Raw genomic sequence first — 19,461 nt, 5'->3', positions numbered from 1 at the left:
ATGGCTGGATTGAGCGCCCCAAAGCAAAAATTATCAGCACTCATCATTACTTACAACGAAATGGGCTACATTGAAAAATGTATAGATTCCGTTTGCTTTGCTGATGAGATTCTTGTTGTGGATTCCTATAGTACGGATGGAACCTACGAATATTTGGTGAACCACCCCAAAGTGACTGTCATCCAAAATCCGTTTGAAAATTTTACCGCACAAAAATCGTTTACCCTCAAGCAAGCGACCCATGATTGGGTCCTGTTCCTGGATGCGGACGAAGTGGTCACTGAAAAGCTCCAAAAAGAAATCATCGAGACCATAAACAAACCCAATGCCCAAGAGGCCTATTGGTTCTATCGCAAGTTTATGTTCCAAAATGAACCGTTGCATTTCAGTGGTTGGCAGACCGATAAAAACCATAGACTTTTCCGAAAAAGCAAGGTGCAGTTCACGGATAAAAAGTTGGTGCACGAGACCCTTGAGGTAGAGGGAAGTTCTGGTATCCTCAAACAACGACTGACCCACTACTGTTATAAGAACTACGAGGACTACAAAGGCAAGATGCTGAAATACGGTCAATTGAAGGCCAAAGAGGATTTTTACAAGGAAAAACATTTCAATTACCTATTGATGACGGTAAAACCATTGTGGAAATTCTTCAACCACTACGTGATCAGGTTGGGCTTTTTGGACGGCAAAAAGGGAATCACCATTTGTTATCTCAATGCACTTGGTGTTCTGGAAAGGTTCAGGGAGTTGAAAAGACTGGAAAAAAAGAACGAGCTGGCCTACTATTTGGTAATGCCGTAATGCGTCCAGACCGCTTTTTTGGACCTTGTTTCCTTTCGTATGGCTTGATTTTTGGCGATGGACTCCGGTGTCTTATAGCCCCTTTTATGATCTAGATGCACACAGACCGCACTGTAGCGCAGTTGCTTTGACTTTATCCCAAAATTGAAGAGGCGTTCGCCCAATTCCCGGTCCTGACCGCCATATTGCATACGCTCATCAAAACCGTTCACATTGAGGATATCCTTTTTCCATCCCGATGAATTGTGGCCGTTCCAACTGGCATTGGTCGGGGTGAAGGTGTTCAGCAATTTTGAAATGAAACCGCTCGCAGTGAGCTTGTTGTTCTTGAACGTTTTTGGAATGCCCTTGTCCATCAGCCAATGGATGTTGAAGCAATTTTGCTTTTCAATATCGTCCAAAGTGATCATTTTGGAAATGTTCATCGGCAGCATGTAGTAACCGCCCGAGATAAAATATCCGGGTTCCTTATTGATGTAATGTACCTCCACAAAATCCTCCCGGGGAATACAGTCCCCATCCGTCATGATGATGTATTCCGCATTACAGGCCTCCACGGCCTTGTTCAAGATCCTTGATTTCTGGAACCCATCATCCTCCTGCCACACATGCACAATGTTGTAGAACACCTTTTCAGAAAGTTCCTCCAGAAGTTCCTTGGTCTTGGGTCCCGAGCCGTCGTCCGCAATCACCACCTCAAAGTCCTTGAAAATCTGACAATTGAAGCCCCAAAGCACCTTTTCCAGCCACTCCTCGGCATTGTAGGTGCTCACTATTACGGATATTTTCGGTACTTCGCGTTCTTCGTGGCTCATTCAGGCAAAAATAGTAAAGTCTGTAATTTAAAAGATAACTTTGCAAAAAAGTACTGTCTTTTCAAAAAACCTGTCCATGGGAAAAGTAGCCCTTGTCGAGTTCAACTCCTATCATGACGAATGCCTGTACTCGCAGATCAGGTTTTTGACGGATTCAGGACATTCGGTAACCCTCATCATCAGCGAACAGATCCATGAAAGGGCTTCCGAGTATATTCACCTTGCGGAAGAAGTCGTCATTTTCCAACGTTCATCACAAAAAAATCTGTTCAAGCGTATTGCCTTTGTTTTTGGTCTGAGCAGGTTCTTGGGAAAGAAAAAGGTGGAAACGCTCATCTTCAACACGGCGAGTTCCCGATTGGAAGTCATCTTGCTGAGCCATTTGTTGAAACGAAAAACAAAACTTTTCGGGATTCTCCACAACTTGAAAAAAGCAAACCACAGTTTTTCCCAAAAACTCATCAACAAGGCCATAAAGAAATTCTTCGTGCTGAATGATTTTTTGCTGGATTCCGTCAAGTTGGAGGACAGTTCCCTTCAACTGGAAGCTTTTTACCCCATTTTCTTCCCAGAATATGACAGTACCGCTCCTTCAAAACCAGAAGGAGAGGTCTGGATCAGTATTCCCGGGAAACTGGATTTTGGCCGGAGGGACTATTTTTTGGTGGTAGAGGCACTTCGAAAGACTTTGACAAAATCCAACTTAAAGATCCTGATATTGGGCAGCACCAATGCCAACGATCCAAAAAGCCAAGAATTTTTGGACCATATCAAAATCCTTGGTCTTCAAGATAATTTTATCACGTTTGATGCTTTTCTGGACAACGACACGTTCCACGATTACATCCAAAAATCGGACTATATATTGATTCCCTTGGATTCCGTTGGGGACAATTATGCCAAATACAAGATCATGGGGTGCTACAATCAGGCATTCGGATACCGAAAAAACCTGATTTCCCCTACCGGACTTGAACATATCCCGGATATGGAATCCCACTCCCTTTTTTACACAGGTGCCGATGGACTATCCGAAGTTTTTGAAAGCATACGTACCGGAAAAAGCGACAAAAAAGAATACGTTTCCAAAAAGTGGGATTTTTTGGAGCAGAAAAACCGATATATCACCTTTTTGGAAAGCAATTAGAATTTTCATCCAATGACCGAAGAAATCAACAACTGCATCAAAGTGCTGAAAGAAGCGGGCCTTATCCTCTACCCTACCGATACCGTGTGGGGCATTGGCTGTGATGCCTCTGACCCCGAAGCCGTTAAAAAAGTATATGCCCTCAAAAAAAGGGCGGACAGCAAGGCCCTGATCTGCCTCGTGGCCAACCAAGCGATGCTGGAACGCCATGTGAAACAGGTGCCCGAAGTGGCCTACGACATCATGGACCTGGCCACCAAGCCCACCACCATCGTCTTTGACGAACCGAAGGGCGTGGCCCCAAATCTCGTTGCAGAAGACAACACACTGGCCATCCGGGTCGCGTCGGACAAATTCTGCCAGTACCTCATCAACAAATTTGGAAAACCCATTGTTTCCACCTCGGCCAACATCTCCGGAGAGCCAACACCAAAACGTTTCAAGGATATAGCCCCGGAAATTTTAAAAGGAGTGGACTATGTGGTAAATTTGCCGGACGAAAACAAAAACCCTTCCCCTTCCTCCATCATCAAATTGAGCAATGACGGCCAGGTGAAGGTAATCCGGGAATAGAATGACGAAGGAATTCCATACAGAAGCCATACAACATCCCATTTTTGAGCTGATCGGTTCAACCGCTGATGAACTGGGCATCGACTCCTATGTGATCGGCGGCTATGTACGTGATTACTTTTTACAACGAAACACTCCGAAGGACATAGACATTGTGGCCATTGGGAGCGGAATTGAACTCGCCCAAAAAGTGGCTTCCAAACTCAAGGGAAAACCTGAGGTCTCCGTGTTCAAGAATTTTGGTACGGCCATGATCAAACATCAGGGCATGGAACTCGAGTTTGTGGGCGCGCGAAAGGAAAGTTACCAACGGGACAGCCGAAAACCCATTGTGGAGGACGGTACCTTGGAAGATGACCAAAACAGAAGGGATTTTACCATCAACGCCATAGCCCTGTCGCTGAACAAGGACAGCTTTGGACGACTTTTGGATCCTTTTGATGGATTGTCCGACTTGGACAAAAAAACCATCAGGACCCCACTGGAGCCAGGCATCACCTATTCCGACGACCCGCTGCGCATGATGCGCGCCATCCGTTTTGCCACCCAATTGGGTTTTAGCATTGAACTGAAATCGCTTCAGGCCATCACGGAAAACAAGGACCGTATCAAAATCGTTTCCAAGGAACGTATTGTGGATGAATTGCACAAAATAACGATGGCCCGCAAGCCATCCGTTGGGTTCAAGTTGATGCTCCAAACAGAGCTTTTACCCTATATCCTACCCGAACTCACTGCCCTTCAGGGTATTGAAGAGGTGGAGGGTCAACGACACAAGGACAATTTTTGGCATACCCTGGAAGTGGTGGACAACATTGCCGAAACCACGGACAACCTTTGGTTGCGGTGGGCCGCCCTGCTTCACGACATAGGCAAGGCCCCTACCAAAAAGTTCCACAAAAAAATCGGGTGGACCTTCCACGGACATGAGTTTGTGGGATCCAAAATGGTGTACAAACTGTTCAAACGACTCAAGATGCCCTTGAACGAGAAAATGAAGTTCGTGCAACAAATGGTGCTGATGAGTTCACGCCCCATCATCTTGGCCGAGGACCATGTCACCGATTCAGCCGTCCGTCGTTTGGTCTTTGATGCCGGGGACCACGTGGACGACCTCATGACCCTTTGCGAAGCGGACATCACCACCAAAAACCCCAAAAAACAGAAAAAGTACAAGAACAATTTCCAGATTGTACGCCAAAAAATAGTGGAGGTCGAGGAAAGGGACCACGTGCGCAACTTTCAGCCCCCTGTTTCCGGTGAGGAGATCATGCAAACCTTCAATCTAAAACCTTCCAAGGAAATCGGGATTATAAAGGATGCCATAAAAGAGGCCATTCTGGAAGGTGAAATTCCCAACGAATATGATGCCGCTTACCAATTTATGCTGGAAAAGGGCAAAGAAATGAACCTAAAAGTCCATACGGAATGAAAAATAACAAAGCTGTAGTTTATTGGCTATTGACGGGCTGTGCCCTCATTTTTGTAATGGTCCTCGTCGGTGGCATTACCCGGCTCACCCATTCCGGACTTTCCATTTCCGATTACAAATTGATCCACGGGACCTTGCCTCCGATGAACGAGCAGGCTTGGGAAGAGGCTTTTGAACTTTACAAACAATACCCTGAGTATCAAAAACTCAACTCCCATTTTGATCTAGAGGATTTTAAGGATATTTATTTTTGGGAGTGGTTGCATCGATTTATTGGGCGATTTATTGGAGTCGTTTTTATCCTGCCCTTCCTATACTTTCTTTTTACCAAAAAATTGGACAGGCCCACTATCAAAAAATGTCTTGTCCTGCTTTTTTTGGGAGGCTTTCAAGGATTTTTGGGCTGGTACATGGTCAAAAGCGGCCTCGTTGACCGTCCGGATGTGTCCCATTTCCGGCTTGCCGCCCATTTGACCACGGCCTTCATCACCTTTGCCTATAGCCTTTGGGTGGCCTTGGATTTGATATATCCCAACAAAAAAGAAGTCAATACAAAAATCAGGAACCTCATCAGGGCGGGGCTGGCCGTTCTCTTGCTCCAGATCATCTGGGGCGCCTTTGTGGCCGGTCTGGATGCCGGGTTCATCCACAACCACTGGCCCCTGATGAACGAAGGAAAATTGATGCACGAAACCGTGTACATAGAGCACCAGCCCGTCATCAAAAACTTTTATGAAGGAAAGAGCGGGGTGCAGTTCGTGCACCGTTATCTGGCCTATATTGTAGTGGGCTTTATCCTTTGGATATGGTTCAGCACCCGCAAAGTGGAACGGACACCCATACAGGAAAACGGCCTCAAAACTCTATTGGGATTGGTATTCCTACAATTTGTACTGGGCGTACTGACATTGATCTACGCCGTTCCTCTGTGGCTAGGCATTGCGCACCAAATTGGAGCTTTTTTCCTTTTGGCCGCCATGACCTTTACCTTGCACCGGTTCACCAAATAAGGGGTATTTATTGTAACTTTGCACACATTTTAATTTTGTTTGATGATCTATAAAATCAGGATAATACTTGATGCTGAGGAAGATATCTTTCGGGATATCGAAATTGACGAAAACGATACACTGGAAGATTTCCACAATGCCATAACCCAGGCCTTTGGATTTGAAGGAGGTGAAATGGCCTCCTTCTATACCTGCGACGAGGACTGGAACCAAGATGAGGAAATTGCACTCTTCGATATGAGCGACAATGGTTCCGATATCCGGTTGATGAACGAGACCACCTTGGACGACGTACTGTCGGAACAGAGCCCAAAAATGATCTATGTGTATGATTTTTTCAACATGTGGACCTTCTTTGTAGAACTGGCCGACGTGGTTGAAAATCAAGACGGAAGAATTTACCCCAGTCTATTGTTCAGTTTCGGGGAACTACCGGACTCCCCACCGGAGAAAAAATTTGAAGCAGAGGAAGGTGATCTGGAGGACAGCTTTGGTGACGACGATGATTTCCTCGACAGCTATGACGATATGGATTTTGACGAAAACTGGAACTAGCCCTCCTTACTTTAACCTATAACACTTTACCCAAAAATATGCTGAACCTATATACCGCCCAGATTGAAAGCATCTCGCTCCACCGCGTGGGCAACAAGAGCAAAAATGAAGCTGCTTTTATGTCCGCCGAGCCTTTTTTGCTCAACGATGAGATGGCCGGTTTGCTAAAGGAGTATTTCTTTAGGCCGTTTCGGGAAAAGGAAGAGAACTACTTCAGGTTTGCGCATGAAGTGGACCTGGAGTTCAACGAAGTGTTCAAATCCGTTTCGGAACTGTTTGAAAATCCAACGAACGGGCACCAGGTTTCCAAAAAAATAACCCAGCACCTTTTTGACCAATCCAACCACCCGCACATTAAAAGTGGGGAGGTATATGTCGTCCATTTTTCGGACATGGTCATCGACAACAAAAAAACGGATGCCGTGGGCATTTTTAAAAGTGAGTTGAAGCATGATTTCCTTCAGTTCCGGGAAAAGGAGCAAAACTTGGAGATCCTTATCAAACAGGGCATCAACATCAACAAGTTGGACAAGGGCTGTATCGTTTTCAATGTGGACAAGGAAGAAGGGTACAAAGTCCTATCCGTGGACAGTAACCGCTATGATGCCAAATATTGGCTGGAGAATTTTTTAGGTTTGGTCCCATTGACCGACGAGAATTTCTACACCAAAAACTACCTGAAATTCTGCCAGAACTTTGCCAAGGACGTGGTTCTTCCGGCTGAGGACAAGCAGCAAGAGGTCCTTTTCATGAACCGGGCGGTGAACCATTTTGCCAAAAACGATGCCTTTGAAGAGACCGCCTTTTTGAACGAAGTGATGGAAAACCCGGAACTGATTCCCGAGTTCAAGCATTACAAAGTGGAAAAGGGGCCAAAGTACAGCATTGAGGACGTCTCAAATTTTGACATCGCCAACAAGGCCGTTTCAGATGCCCGGAAAAAAATAAAGAATGTCATCAACCTCGACACCAATATCCAGATAAAACTGGATTTCATCAACCCTGAATCCGCCGAAAAGTTTGTGGAAAAGGGCTGGGACGAGGAGCGACAGATGTACTATTATCTGGTGTATTTCAACAAGGAGCAGAAGAGCTAGAACTTCTTCTCGATAATCTGCTTCATACTGACATCCTGGTAGTTACGCTTTACAAAATCAAGGGCCAGGGACAGTACTTCGCCCATGGTGCTGCTTTTTTTGAAATCAATGTCCTTCGTGAGGTCATAAATTTCGTGTTTTAGTCGGTCGATGTTTTCCGGCAATGATATGGTATCCGGTCTTGCGGCGGCTATCAAACGCTTGATGCGGTTGCCCGAACTGAGGATCCGCTTGGCAACAATGGACCGTTCCTCTATTTTGTACTGGTCCACAGAGTTTTTCTGCAATTTATCGCGCACCAGCTCCACCATTTTATAGTTTTCCTTGAAAAACTGGGGTCGGTACACCTTCAGTTTCCCCTCGAAGCACTGTTGGTCAAAATCGATGGCCCTGATCTTATAGACCACATGGTCAAAATCGTGCACGGGAACAATCACATAATTGTAGGAGCGCATATCGCCCAACAAACGGATCATACAACGCTCATTGAACTTCACAAACTCCTTGGCCAATTGGGCCTTCTCGGACGCCGAACATTTGGGCAGCATATAATTGATGAACACATCGCCCGGAATGCCCGCAATGTGTTCCTCGATCAGGGTGTCCTTGTACACCAAAAAGTTAAGGTTATAGGGGGAGAGCATGTGTTCCAGCTCCAACCCATAAATCCGTGAAGCATCGGTCTTCTTCACATAAAAATAGGTGTAGTTGTCATTGAGGATGTTCCTCACCTTGATGCGGAACGGCTTGGAATTGCCAAAGGTGCAGAAATCTACGGCATCCACGTTCAAATATTCCTGGATACGGTCACTACCATCCGAATGCAGGATGGAATAGACCTTTTTTAGGCTGATATCGATTTCCTTTCGATCAAAATCAGAATAATAGACCCGTACCCAAAGGGTATCCTCCCCATCGTTATCATAAACGACCACCGAACCGGAAAAGCGCAACAGATCATCATAGAAAATAGGGATCTCTATTTTTCGGTTGTACCTGTGCAGATAGCTGTCCAGTTTTTTGTTGACCGGATAGGCTGGTTTTTTCTTCGACATCAATTTCTCCTCGGACATATTCTTTATGGTTCTGGATATAGGACACAGGAAACAAGGTATGAGATGTCCGACTTCCGACTTCTCAACTTCCCTTATTTGTCCTATATGGTCAAAAATTTAGTTTTATTGTAACAAATTCCATTAAACCTCGTCAAGTTACTATAAACAAATCAAAAAACGATTCCGGCTTGGAAACAATACTGACCGTAAACCATCTCACAAAAAAATTCGGGTACCTCACTGCTGTCAAAGACCTCTCCTTTACCATTGAAAAGGGCAACGTGTATGGCATTTTGGGGCCCAACGGAAGTGGAAAATCCACCACTTTGGGCATCATCCTCAACGTAGTGAACCGCACTTCGGGCGATTTCAGTTGGTTCGATGGCAACACCTCCACCCACGAGGCCTTGAAAAAGGTAGGGGCCATTATCGAGCGACCCAACTTCTACCCTTACATGACGGCCATCCAAAACCTAAAACTGGTCTGTAAGATCAAGGAGGTGCCGGAGACCAAAATTCAGGAAAAGTTGGAACTGGTCGGACTTTGGGACCGTAGAGACAGCAAGTTCAAGACCTATTCCCTGGGGATGAAACAGCGTTTGGCCATTGCCTCTGCCCTGCTCAACGACCCGGAAATACTGATACTTGACGAGCCCACCAACGGTCTGGACCCCCAAGGGATCCATCAAATTCGGGAAATCATCAAGACCATTGCAGGTCAGGGTACCACCATTTTGTTGGCCTCCCACTTGCTGGACGAGGTGGAAAAAGTATGTTCGCACGTGGTCATTCTCCGAAAGGGGGAAAACCTATACTCAGGTCCGGTGGACAGCATGCTGGCAAGCCATGGTTTTTTTGAGCTCCGTTGCCAACAAATGGATCAATTAAAATCGCTATTGGAGAAAAATGCCAGTTTTGGAAAGATCGAGAACTTCAACGGGACACTGACTGCTTACCTCAAGGAAGAAATGGACGCCATGACACTCAACAAGATGCTCTTTGAGAAAGGCATCGTACTCTCCCATTTGGTGAAACGCAAAGAGAGCCTGGAAGAACAATTTTTAACCTTGACCAAGAACAACTAATCAAAAAAACGAATGTTACGTCTCCTACAAATAGAATTCATAAAACTTTGGAACAATAGGGCGAGTAAGGTACTCATCATTGCCTACTTTGTACTCTTGACCTCCATTGCACTGATTGCTGCCATTAAATTTGACATTGGTCCGGTCCAGTTCCATTTGGCCGACCAAGGAATCTTCAACTTTCCCTACATCTGGCACTTCAACACCTTTGTGACTGCCCTCTTCAAACTTTTTTTGGCCATTGTCATCGTTTCCATGATGTCCAATGAGTACAGCAACAAGACCATCAAACAAAACCTAATAGATGGCCTCTCCAAGAAAGAGTTCATCCTTTCCAAAGTGCTTACTGTGGTATCCTTTGCCTTGATATCGACCGTGTTCGTATTTGTGGTTTCCATGATTTTGGGGCTTGCCTATTCGGATTACAATGAATTGTCCATCATTTTTTCCGATCTGGAATTTTTACCTGCCTTCTTTTTTAAGCTGATCGGTTTCTTCTCCTTCTGTCTCTTTTTGGGGATTTTGGTGAAACGTTCCGCTTTTGCGTTGGGGTTTCTCATCCTGTGGACCATTTTGGAGCAGGTGGTGTTCGGTCTTATGGGATGGAAAGTCATGAGTTGGGATGCTGCACGGATGGTAAAAGACTTTTTCCCGTTACAATCCATGTCAAATCTGATCAAAGAACCGTTTACCAGACTTTCTGCCGTACAGAACATCGGGCAACAAATCGGCGAAGACATGAAGTTTGATTATCATGTGTATTGGTACGAGTTCTTGATTGTCATCGTTTGGACAGCCATTTTCATCTATTTATCCTATGCTTTGTTGAAAAAACGTGATTTATAGTATCTTGTAGATGCATAAATCACGCTAAAAACTGAACAGACTTTTTTTTATATGGGTCCTTTTGGCCGTCACTTGGGGTTCGGCTCAGGAATGCCCTGACATTGTATATCCTGCCAATGGTACTTCAGGTGTTCCCCTCAATGCTACCATCGATTGGGAATCAGTGGAAGGTGTGCCTTCATACAATATCATTTTGGGAACAAGTCCTGGAGCGGATGATATTCTGACCTCCCAGTTTGCTAGTGGTTCCTCCTACACCCCGCCCATGGGACTTCCGGCCAGTACCACCATTTATGTGACCATTACGCTTTTCTTTTTTGATGCACCGAACATTACCTGTCCCAGCTTCGTGTTCACTACCGAATCATTGCCAGGGATTCCTGCATGTACCCAAATGACCCGTCCTGCGGATATGTCCATTGATGTAAACCCAAACACCAACATAGCATGGTCCTATCAATATGGTGCCACAGGTTACTTTGTCAACTTGGGCACAACACCCGGTGGTGGAGACATCCTGAACAATTATGATGCGGAAAACTCACTCAGCTTTAACCCTCCTGTGGACCTTTCTTCGGAAACCACTATTTACGTGACCATTATTCCCTATAACGATTTGGGCACAGCGGTAGGATGTGCTTCCCAACAATTCACGACCCGTACAGCCTCCGCAATACCGGATTGCACCGATGTGATATATCCCTTAGATGGGGATACCAATGTGCCCTTGAACCCTGTAATCGAATGGAATGCGATACCCGATGCAACAGGTTACATCGTGAACATTGGAACCACACCATCTGGCAGCGATATCCTCAACAGTTCCACTTTCTATACAAACTCCACCCCTATTTTCAACTTTGAACCCAACAAGACCTTTTTCATGACCATCACCCCATTCAATGAAGCAGGTCAGGCGGAAGGCTGTGTGCAAACCAGCTTTACCACCTTATTGGGCTGTGGCCCCTATTTGGATTTTGAAACCGGTGAATATGTGGTCATCAATCCGGAAACGGACCTACCCGATTACTTTTCCACTTGTTCCAACGATGGACCGTTGGTGATTACCGCAACAGATATCGCTGAAGGTTATCGATGGTACCGGCTAAACCAATTCAATACTGAAACCTTGATCTCGGAAACCTCGGAAGTATCCATTACCGAAAATGGGCTATATCGATATGAGGCCTACAATACGGTAGATCAATTTGGCAACACCATAGAATGTCCCACCTCAAAAACATTTGAAGTAGTAGCTTCTGAAACACCCACTATTGAAGACCTTAGGGTCCAAAGCACGGGAAGCACCATTCAGGTAACGGTCATGGCCTCAGGCAATGGCTCCTATGAATATGCAACAGGGAACATTGATGGTCCCTATTCCAACAACAATGTGTTCAGTGGTCTGGAACCCGGAACGCACACTTTTTATGTCCGTGACATCAATGGATGTGGTGTGGCAGAAAGAACATTCACACAGGATTTGACCGTGGAGGGGTTCCCAAAATTTTTCACCCCAAATGGGGATAATGTCAATGACCTTTGGCAGTTCATCCAACCCAAGGACTCGGACCCAGTGGAGCTGCAACAGATCCGGATTTTTGATCGTTATGGCAAGTTCCTAAAGCAGATTTCCCAAAACTCTTTGGGGTGGGATGGTACTTTTCAGGGAAAATTGCTGCCTTCCGGAGATTATTGGTTTGTGGCCACAGATGATTCCAATAGGGAAATAAAGGGCCATTTTACCCTGAAAAGATAATCTTTCCCTTTTGCTTCCGTTTGGGTGCATCCTTTAGTATTTTTATCGAATGAAATTTCAGGTAGTTTCGGGATTCAAACCTACGGGAGATCAGCCAAATGCCATTAAGCAATTGGTGGAGGGCATTGAGGGAAATGAACGGCATCAGACCCTGCTCGGGGTAACGGGTTCGGGCAAAACGTTCACCGTGGCCAATGTGGTGGAGGCCGTGCAGCGACCCACCTTGGTATTGGCCCATAACAAGACCTTGGCCGCCCAATTGTATTCGGAATTCAAGCAGTTTTTTCCGAACAATGCCGTGGAATACTTTGTATCCTACTACGACTACTATCAGCCAGAAGCCTATATTCCTTCCAGCGGACTCTATATCGAAAAGGATCTGTCCATCAATGAGGACATCGAAAAACTGCGCTTGAGTGCCACTTCTTCGCTCCTTTCAGGAAGAAGGGACGTGCTGGTGGTCGCATCGGTATCTTGTCTGTATGGTATCGGGAACCCCATTGAGTTCCAGAAGAACGTGATCTCCATCCATAGGGAGCAAGTGATTTCCCGTACCAAATTTTTGAAACAATTGGTGCAGAGCCTGTATTCCCGCACCACGGCCGATTTCAAAAATGGCAATTTCCGGGTGAAGGGGGATGTGGTGGATGTGTTCCCCGGTTATGCCGACCATGCCTTCCGCATCCATTTTTTTGGCGACGAGATCGAGGAAATTGAGGCATTGGACCCATTCAACAATAAAGTCATCGAGATTTATGATTCCCTGAACATTTATCCGGCCAATATGTTCGTCACCTCTCCCGATGTGCTGCAAAATGCCATTCGGGAAATTCAGGACGATCTGGTGAAACAAGTGGACTATTTCAAAGAAATAGGCAGACCATTGGAAGCCAAACGCTTGGAGGAACGCACCAATTTTGACCTTGAGATGATCCGTGAACTGGGCTATTGCTCAGGTATTGAAAATTATTCCCGCTATCTGGACGGTAGAAAACCGGGCACACGGCCATTCTGTTTGTTGGACTATTTCCCGGATGATTATCTGATGGTGATCGATGAAAGCCACGTGACCATTCCCCAAGTACACGCCATGTACGGAGGTGACCGCTCGCGTAAGGAAAACTTGGTAGAATATGGTTTTCGATTGCCCGCAGCCATGGACAACCGACCTTTAAAATTTGAGGAATTTGAGGCCCTTCAGAACCAAGCCCTCTATGTGAGTGCCACCCCGGCCGATTATGAACTGGAACTGAGTGGTGGGGTCTATGTGGAACAGGTCATACGTCCAACAGGGCTTTTGGACCCCGTCATCGAAGTGAGGCCCAGTGCCAACCAAATCGATGATCTGGTGGAAGAGATACAACAACGGGTGGAACTGGATGAGCGCACCTTGGTGACCACCTTGACCAAACGAATGGCCGAGGAACTCACCAAATACCTATCCAGGATCGATGTACGCTGTCGGTACATCCATAGTGACGTAGACACTTTGGAGCGTGTAGAGATCATGCAGGACCTTCGGAAAGGCCTGTTCGATGTACTTATCGGCGTAAACCTGCTCCGAGAGGGATTGGATCTGCCCGAAGTTTCCTTGGTGGCCATATTGGACGCGGACAAAGAAGGGTTTTTACGAAGCAACCGTTCGCTGACACAGACGGTTGGCCGTGCAGCCCGTAACCTCAATGGGAAGGCCATCATGTATGCCGACAAGATTACAGAGAGCATGCAAAAGACCATTGATGAGACCAATTACCGTAGGGAAAAGCAGATGGCCTACAATAAAGAGCACAACATTACCCCAAAGGCCCTGAACAAAAGCTTGGACAATGCCCTTGCCAAAAATTCCGTTTCCACCTATCATTTTCAGAAGGAAGAACTGCGTGCCGCAGAACCTGATCTGGCCTACCTGACCGAAGATCAAAAAGAAAAGTTGATCCGGGAAAAACGAAAGGCCATGGAGAAAGCCGCCAAAGAGCTCAATTTTATGGAGGCGGCCAAATTAAGGGACGAAATAAAGGTATTGCAAGAGAAAGAATAAATAAGCGCGCCCCAAGCTATGCAAGGGGCGCGCCAACAAACTAACCAACTAATCCAACCATCATGAAACACCGAGTTGGTGCCTTCAATATCTTATCCAATCGAAATCAATCGCTTGGGCTTGGGTAAAGCTTCTTGCTTCTTGGGCAAGGTCAGCTTCAATATTCCATCTTCATATTTAGCATCTATCTTGGAGCCGTCCACGGTCTCTGGCAATGTAAAGGCTCTTTTGAAAGAAGTGAACGAAAATTCCCTTCGGGTGTAATTGTCCTTTTTCTCCTCGTTCTCTGATTTGATCTCACTTGAAATGGTGAGCACATCATTGTCCACCTCCACAGTGAAATCATCTTTTTTCATACCTGGAACGGCAAGTTCCAATTCAAACTCCCCTTCATTGTCCTTTATATTGACCTTGGGAGCGGAAGCATTCCACTTTTCTGTGCCACCAAACCAGTCTGGGGCAAAATAATCGTTCATCAAAGCAGGGAAAAACAGGTTGTTTCTTTTTACTATACTCATGGTGATTCAATTTTAAATTAAACTTCGAACACCCAACCATAGACAAAACCTGTACCAACGCCAAAAACATGACTTTATGGCATTAATCAAAGAAAATAAGATGACAAAGTGTCGCTAATTGTAGTGCGCCTTGAAGATATTGATCAACACATCGGGGGGCACCACCTTATTGGGATAGCGGTGCATGATTTCCAGTACCTGCGCCATGGCAGCAGGCGGCAAACCCATTTTGAGTCCAATGTTGTACAGTGTATCTATCTCTTTTTTATGCTGCTCCTGGTCTATGTTCATTAGGAGCAACAACCTATGGAACTGTACAATACGCTCCGCTTGGGTCTTCAGTTTCACTTTTGGGGACTCTTTTCTCAGGAGCCCATCAAAGACTTCCTTGTCCACCCCTAAATTGGAGGCCACCTTCAACAAAAACTCATATTCGGACCGCTTCAATGAATGGTCCACTCTCGCAAAAGAGATCAGTTCCGAAAGAATGCCCAATTTTTCCTCATAAGTACCCATATGGTTCAGTTTTGGCCCTGCACTTGTATAGATAACTCCAATGTTGCTCATTTTAGTGCACAAAAAAGCCCTGAAAGTTTCAGGGCCTGACTGACTAACTCAAACTAAATTCTGCCGACTAGGCAGTGATCCGCACTGGGATTTTGTAAATTTTACCTGAACCACCGTGTCCAACATCCACTTTTTTGTAGTTCAAACGGCTTTTCACATAGTTCTCCAAAAAGTCGTTTTGGGTTTCCACAGAAAGTACCACCAGCTCTCCCTTATTGTTGATGGTGAAGCGCACCTCAGCGGTCAAATCGTCCGATTTCAACTCTAAAGGATATTGTTTCAACATCTCATAAATTTGGGATGAAAGGTCTTTTTCCATTTTGATGTTGATTCCCTTGTTCGCAAAAACACCCATTGTGGCCAACAATGCAAGCGCTACGTAAATAACTTTGATTTTTTTCATGTTTTGTTTTTTGATTAAATGATGAATGGGTTTTTGATTTCGGAATGAACGTTTCTTTTTAAGGACAGGCCAAAATTACTGCGAAGACATCCAAAAAAACGAACAGCAAAACAGCATTTAACCGAGGTTTAATTTCTGTAACATTTCGCTAATATTGGCACTAACCACCTTTATCAAAACCCGTTGAGAAATCTTTTCATCACATTTAGGAAAAGACAAGAAAAAGGCCAATGGAAACACTTGGACCCTTAGAAAGAAAATGGCATTTTGGGGATAAGATCGAGAAAAATAAAAAAGGGCAACGTTAAAACAACGTTACCCCGGTCTTGTTCGGTTATTGCTATCGGGAAAATTATCCCAATACTTCTTTTACCTTATCGGCAGCTTCTTGGAACTGAACCGCGGAATGTACCGCCAATCCTGAATTATCGATGATTTCCTTCGCCAACTCAGCGTTGGTACCCTGCAAACGTACAATGATCGGCACCTGGATGGCATCCCCCATGTTCTTGTAGGCATCCACCACACCTTGCGCCACTCGGTCACAACGTACTATTCCACCAAAGATGTTGATCAATATGGCCTTTACGTTCGGGTCTTTCAAAATGATACGGAAGGCCTCTTCCACCCTTTTGGCATCGGCAGTACCTCCAACGTCCAAAAAGTTGGCTGGTTCGCCACCTGCCATTTTGATCAAATCCATTGTGGCCATGGCCAGTCCGGCCCCGTTCACCATACAGCCCACATTTCCATCGAGATCCACATAGTTGAGACCAACTTCACGGGCTTCCACCTCAATGGGGTTCTCTTCGCGAAGGTCGCGCATCTCTGCATATACTTTTCTTCTATAAAGGGCATTGTCATCAATGGACACCTTGGCATCCACCGCCATGATCTTGTCATCTGAGGTTTTCAATACAGGGTTGATCTCAAAAAGACTGGCATCACTCTGCTCGTAAGCTTTGTAGAGGGCGGTAACAAATTTCACCATCTCCTTGAAAGCCGTTCCGGACAATCCCAAGTTGAAGGCGATTCTTCTTGCCTGGAAGGGCAACAATCCCAATCCCGGGTCAATTTCTTCGGTAAAGATCAAGTGAGGGGTCTTCTCGGCCACCTCTTCGATATCCATACCTCCTTCGGTGGAGTACATCACCATGTTCCTTCCCGTCCCTCTGTTCAACAAAACGGACATATAGAACTCGTTGGTTTCGCTGTCACCTGGATAGTATACGTCCTCGGCAATCAAAACCTGGTGTACTTTTTTTCCTTCTGCAGATGTCTGTGGCGTGATCAGGTTCATCCCAATGATGCTTCCTGCCAGTTCTTCCACTTCCTTCAGGTTTTTGGCCAATTTTACACCGCCACCCTTTCCACGGCCACCAGCATGCACTTGTGCCTTGATGACGTGCCATCCGGTACCGGTTTCTTGGGTAAGTTGTTTTGCGGCATCCACCGCTTCCTTGGCATTTCGGGCCACAATGCCCCTTTGAATTCTAACGCCAAAGCTGGCCAAAATCTCTTTTCCTTGATATTCGTGAAGATTCATCTGCGATTTAACTTTTGTTTGCCCACAAAAATAGAAAACACCATCGACAAATAGAAGGGCAAAAAAGAATAATTGCCCATATCCGTTCTTAAAAAGGCCGTTTTGTTCAGCAGGGAATCTAAATCTTGAAATCAGGGAAGTCCAACGGATCAAAATTCTTGAAATGACCGTTCATTTCGATGGTGGCCTTGGTGCGGTTCACCTCGCTCAAAACATGGGCCGTAGTCTCCAAATGGGCCTTGATATAGAGCAACCTATTCTTTTCGCTGGTCATCTGCAGCAATTCAAATTCCTGCTCAAAGGAAAGCCCCATTTTATGGGCAAGGGCATAACTGTTGAACTGTTTGGGCGGCGTCTTGGTGAACGGCACATCCATTAGGTCGTACAAAGCCTCCACTTTCTGCATCACCTCTTCTCTGAGCCCATCATCCGCATCGCTCTCCATGTCCAAAAACTCCACTTCCCCACCAGCGTAGAGTTTGCCCTCCATCTGGTTCTCAAACGAAAGTACTTTGAACACCTGCCGGGCCACACACACCACGTCCATTTCACCTGATTCATATGTATTGACCACCTCCACCAACTGCACTTCGGTGCCATGAGAAATGGAATTGTTGATAAAAACAGGGATGCCAAAAGTCAAGGCCTCTTTCCGGCAATCTTGGATCAACTCTTTGTACCGTTCCTCAAAAATATGGAGCGGCACGGTCTCACCGGGGAAAAAAACGGACTGCAAAGGGAAGAAAGGTAGCTTCATACATGGAGTTTGCCTAAAAATACTATACGGGGACCAAAGCGGCAAATGAAGCGGAATCTCCTTACAGAAGCTTCAGGAATTTCATCGACTTCAAAAACCAATTGTTGCATATAGAACATTTTGTTATAAAATCATCGAAATATGTTTTTATTCTTGTAAAACCGAAAGACAAACTTTAGATTTGTCGGTTAAATATTGATACGGCATGAACCCTAAGGATCTATTGAAACTCACAGAGCAATTTGGTGCTCCCCTATATGTTTATGATGCGGACAAAATCGCTTCGCAGTACCAAAGGCTCACCAAGGCTTTTGAAGGTGTTTCCAGCCTCAGGCTGAACTATGCCGCCAAGGCGCTTTCCAATATCAGCATCCTTAGGTTAATGGACCATTTGGGCAGTGGGCTGGACACCGTGTCCATCCAAGAGGTAAAACTGGGCCTTATGGCAGGTTTCAAGCCGGAATCCATCATTTTTACGCCCAATGGTGTTTCCCTCGAGGAAATCGAGGCGGCTGCAGCACTTGGTGTCCAAGTGAACATTGATAACCTATCGATTCTGGAGCAATTCGGGAGCAAACACCCTGATATTCCCGTTTGTATCCGTATCAACCCCCACGTGATGGCGGGCGGCAACTCAAAAATTTCAGTAGGCCATATCGATTCCAAATTCGGGATCAGCATACACCAAATACCTCATTTGTTGCGGATCGTGGATTTGACCAAGATGAACATCAATGGTATCCACATGCATACAGGGAGCGATATTCTGGACATTGATGTCTTTCTCTATGCTTCCGAAATCCTTTTTGAAACGGCCAAAAATTTCAAAGATCTGGAGTTCATTGATTTTGGCAGTGGCTTTAAAGTGCCTTACAAGGAAGGAGATATCCAGACCAATATTGAAGAGTTGGGCAAAAAACTCACCAAAAGGTTCAACCAATTCTGTAAGGAATATGGCAGGGAACTCACCTTGACTTTTGAGCCAGGTAAATTCTTGGTCAGCGAGGCAGGTTATTTCTTGGCCAAGGTGAATGTGGTAAAACAGACCACGTCAACGGTTTTTGCCAGCGTGGATTCCGGTTTCAACCATTTGATCCGTCCCATGCTCTATGGTTCCAGCCACGAGATCGTGAACATTTCCAACCCCAATGGAAGGGAACGCTATTATTCCGTGGTGGGCTACATCTGCGAGACCGATACGTTCGGCAGCAACCGTAGGATCAATGAGATTTCCGAAGGGGACATCCTCTGCTTCAGAAATGCAGGGGCCTATTGCTTTACGATGGCCAGCAACTACAATTCCAGATACAGGCCTGCCGAAGTACTTTGGTACAAAGGAAAAGCGCATTTGATCAGGGAGCGGGAAACTTTTGATGACATCGTGCGAAACCAAGTGGATGTCAAAAATCTATTCGAAGCTCCTAAGAAAGAAGTGGTTAAATAGGCCACGGTTT

Annotated in this window: 19 protein-coding genes; 12 read left to right on the top strand and 7 right to left on the bottom strand. The window is 45.6% G+C overall.

Going from position 1 to position 19,461, the window contains the following annotated elements; translation table 11 throughout:
- Positions 1–804, top strand: coding sequence for a glycosyltransferase family 2 protein (locus FOT42_RS12220; protein ID WP_151890861.1), 804 nt, complete (start codon positions 1–3; stop codon positions 802–804).
- On the opposite strand, the gene FOT42_RS12215 is transcribed toward FOT42_RS12220, so the two are convergent.
- Positions 786–1,619, bottom strand: coding sequence for a glycosyltransferase family 2 protein (locus FOT42_RS12215; protein WP_151890860.1), 834 nt, complete (start codon positions 1,617–1,619; stop codon positions 786–788). The two genes, FOT42_RS12220 and FOT42_RS12215, sit on opposite strands and share 19 nt — an antisense overlap.
- 76 nt (positions 1,620–1,695) lie before the next feature.
- Here FOT42_RS12215 and FOT42_RS12210 point away from each other — a divergent pair, with 76 nt between their 5' ends.
- From FOT42_RS12210 to FOT42_RS12185, 6 genes are read left to right on the top strand one after another with little or no spacing between them, the layout of a single operon-like run.
- A complete protein-coding gene (locus FOT42_RS12210) occupies positions 1,696–2,766 on the top strand; it encodes a hypothetical protein (protein ID WP_151890859.1) in 1,071 nt (356 codons plus the stop codon).
- Between the two features lie 12 nt (positions 2,767–2,778).
- On the top strand, positions 2,779–3,339 hold the full coding sequence (locus tag FOT42_RS12205) for an L-threonylcarbamoyladenylate synthase (protein WP_151890858.1): 561 nt from the start codon (positions 2,779–2,781) through the stop codon (positions 3,337–3,339).
- Position 3,340: 1 nt separating this feature from the next.
- Complete coding sequence (locus tag FOT42_RS12200) at positions 3,341–4,771, top strand: CCA tRNA nucleotidyltransferase (protein WP_151890857.1); 1,431 nt, start codon at positions 3,341–3,343, stop codon at positions 4,769–4,771.
- Entirely contained in the window at positions 4,768–5,781 is a 1,014-nt protein-coding gene (locus FOT42_RS12195; RefSeq protein ID WP_151890856.1) for a COX15/CtaA family protein, read from the top strand. Before FOT42_RS12200 ends, FOT42_RS12195 begins: the two co-directional genes overlap by 4 nt.
- A gap of 42 nt (positions 5,782–5,823) precedes the next feature.
- Complete coding sequence (locus FOT42_RS12190) at positions 5,824–6,336, top strand: IS1096 element passenger TnpR family protein (RefSeq protein WP_151890855.1); 513 nt, start codon at positions 5,824–5,826, stop codon at positions 6,334–6,336.
- A 38-nt stretch (positions 6,337–6,374) separates the two neighbouring features.
- Complete coding sequence (locus FOT42_RS12185) at positions 6,375–7,433, top strand: nucleoid-associated protein (protein WP_151890854.1); 1,059 nt, start codon at positions 6,375–6,377, stop codon at positions 7,431–7,433.
- On the opposite strand, the gene FOT42_RS12180 is transcribed toward FOT42_RS12185, so the two are convergent.
- The gene (locus tag FOT42_RS12180) at positions 7,430–8,506 is read right to left on the bottom strand and encodes a hypothetical protein (RefSeq protein WP_151890853.1); all 1,077 of its coding nucleotides are present in this window, start codon (positions 8,504–8,506) and stop codon (positions 7,430–7,432) included. The genes FOT42_RS12185 and FOT42_RS12180 overlap by 4 nt on opposite strands.
- Before the next feature lie 170 nt (positions 8,507–8,676).
- Here FOT42_RS12180 and FOT42_RS12175 point away from each other — a divergent pair, with 170 nt between their 5' ends.
- The 4 genes from FOT42_RS12175 (at position 8,677) to uvrB (ending at position 14,216) form a co-directional block, all read left to right on the top strand.
- On the top strand, positions 8,677–9,573 hold the full coding sequence (locus FOT42_RS12175) for an ABC transporter ATP-binding protein (protein WP_151890852.1): 897 nt from the start codon (positions 8,677–8,679) through the stop codon (positions 9,571–9,573).
- A 12-nt stretch (positions 9,574–9,585) separates the two neighbouring features.
- Positions 9,586–10,419 (top strand): ABC transporter permease, encoded by an 834-nt coding sequence (locus tag FOT42_RS12170; protein WP_151890851.1) that lies wholly within the window; start codon positions 9,586–9,588, stop codon positions 10,417–10,419.
- Positions 10,420–10,480: 61 nt separating this feature from the next.
- Complete coding sequence (locus tag FOT42_RS12165) at positions 10,481–12,178, top strand: T9SS type B sorting domain-containing protein (RefSeq protein ID WP_151890850.1); 1,698 nt, start codon at positions 10,481–10,483, stop codon at positions 12,176–12,178.
- 49 nt (positions 12,179–12,227) lie between these two features.
- On the top strand, positions 12,228–14,216 hold the full coding sequence (gene uvrB / locus FOT42_RS12160; RefSeq protein ID WP_151890849.1) for an excinuclease ABC subunit UvrB: 1,989 nt from the start codon (positions 12,228–12,230) through the stop codon (positions 14,214–14,216).
- 92 nt (positions 14,217–14,308) lie between these two features.
- Here the strand turns inward: uvrB and FOT42_RS12155 are convergent, their stop codons facing one another.
- From FOT42_RS12155 to FOT42_RS12135, 5 genes are all read right to left on the bottom strand, one after another.
- The gene (locus tag FOT42_RS12155) at positions 14,309–14,734 is read right to left on the bottom strand and encodes an Hsp20/alpha crystallin family protein (protein ID WP_151890848.1); all 426 of its coding nucleotides are present in this window, start codon (positions 14,732–14,734) and stop codon (positions 14,309–14,311) included.
- A gap of 114 nt (positions 14,735–14,848) precedes the next feature.
- The gene (locus tag FOT42_RS12150; protein ID WP_313788429.1) at positions 14,849–15,301 is read right to left on the bottom strand and encodes a TerB family tellurite resistance protein; all 453 of its coding nucleotides are present in this window, start codon (positions 15,299–15,301) and stop codon (positions 14,849–14,851) included.
- A 67-nt stretch (positions 15,302–15,368) separates the two neighbouring features.
- Positions 15,369–15,704, bottom strand: a complete 336-nt coding sequence (locus FOT42_RS12145; protein ID WP_151890846.1) for a hypothetical protein — start codon at positions 15,702–15,704, stop codon at positions 15,369–15,371.
- 352 nt (positions 15,705–16,056) lie between these two features.
- Positions 16,057–17,250, bottom strand: coding sequence for an ADP-forming succinate--CoA ligase subunit beta (gene sucC / locus FOT42_RS12140; protein ID WP_108423446.1), 1,194 nt, complete (start codon positions 17,248–17,250; stop codon positions 16,057–16,059).
- A 118-nt stretch (positions 17,251–17,368) separates the two neighbouring features.
- Positions 17,369–18,007 (bottom strand): LON peptidase substrate-binding domain-containing protein, encoded by a 639-nt coding sequence (locus tag FOT42_RS12135; protein WP_151890845.1) that lies wholly within the window; start codon positions 18,005–18,007, stop codon positions 17,369–17,371.
- Positions 18,008–18,212: 205 nt separating this feature from the next.
- Here FOT42_RS12135 and lysA point away from each other — a divergent pair, with 205 nt between their 5' ends.
- Positions 18,213–19,451, top strand: a complete 1,239-nt coding sequence (lysA, locus tag FOT42_RS12130; protein ID WP_151890844.1) for a diaminopimelate decarboxylase — start codon at positions 18,213–18,215, stop codon at positions 19,449–19,451.
- The last annotated feature ends 10 nt before the right edge of the window (positions 19,452–19,461 follow it).

The organism is Flagellimonas hadalis, assembly GCF_007785775.2.
Lineage (GTDB): Bacteria > Bacteroidota > Bacteroidia > Flavobacteriales > Flavobacteriaceae > Flagellimonas > Flagellimonas hadalis.
Note: the sequence above shows the minus strand (reverse complement) of the source record. Positions and strands in the feature narration are given on the sequence as shown.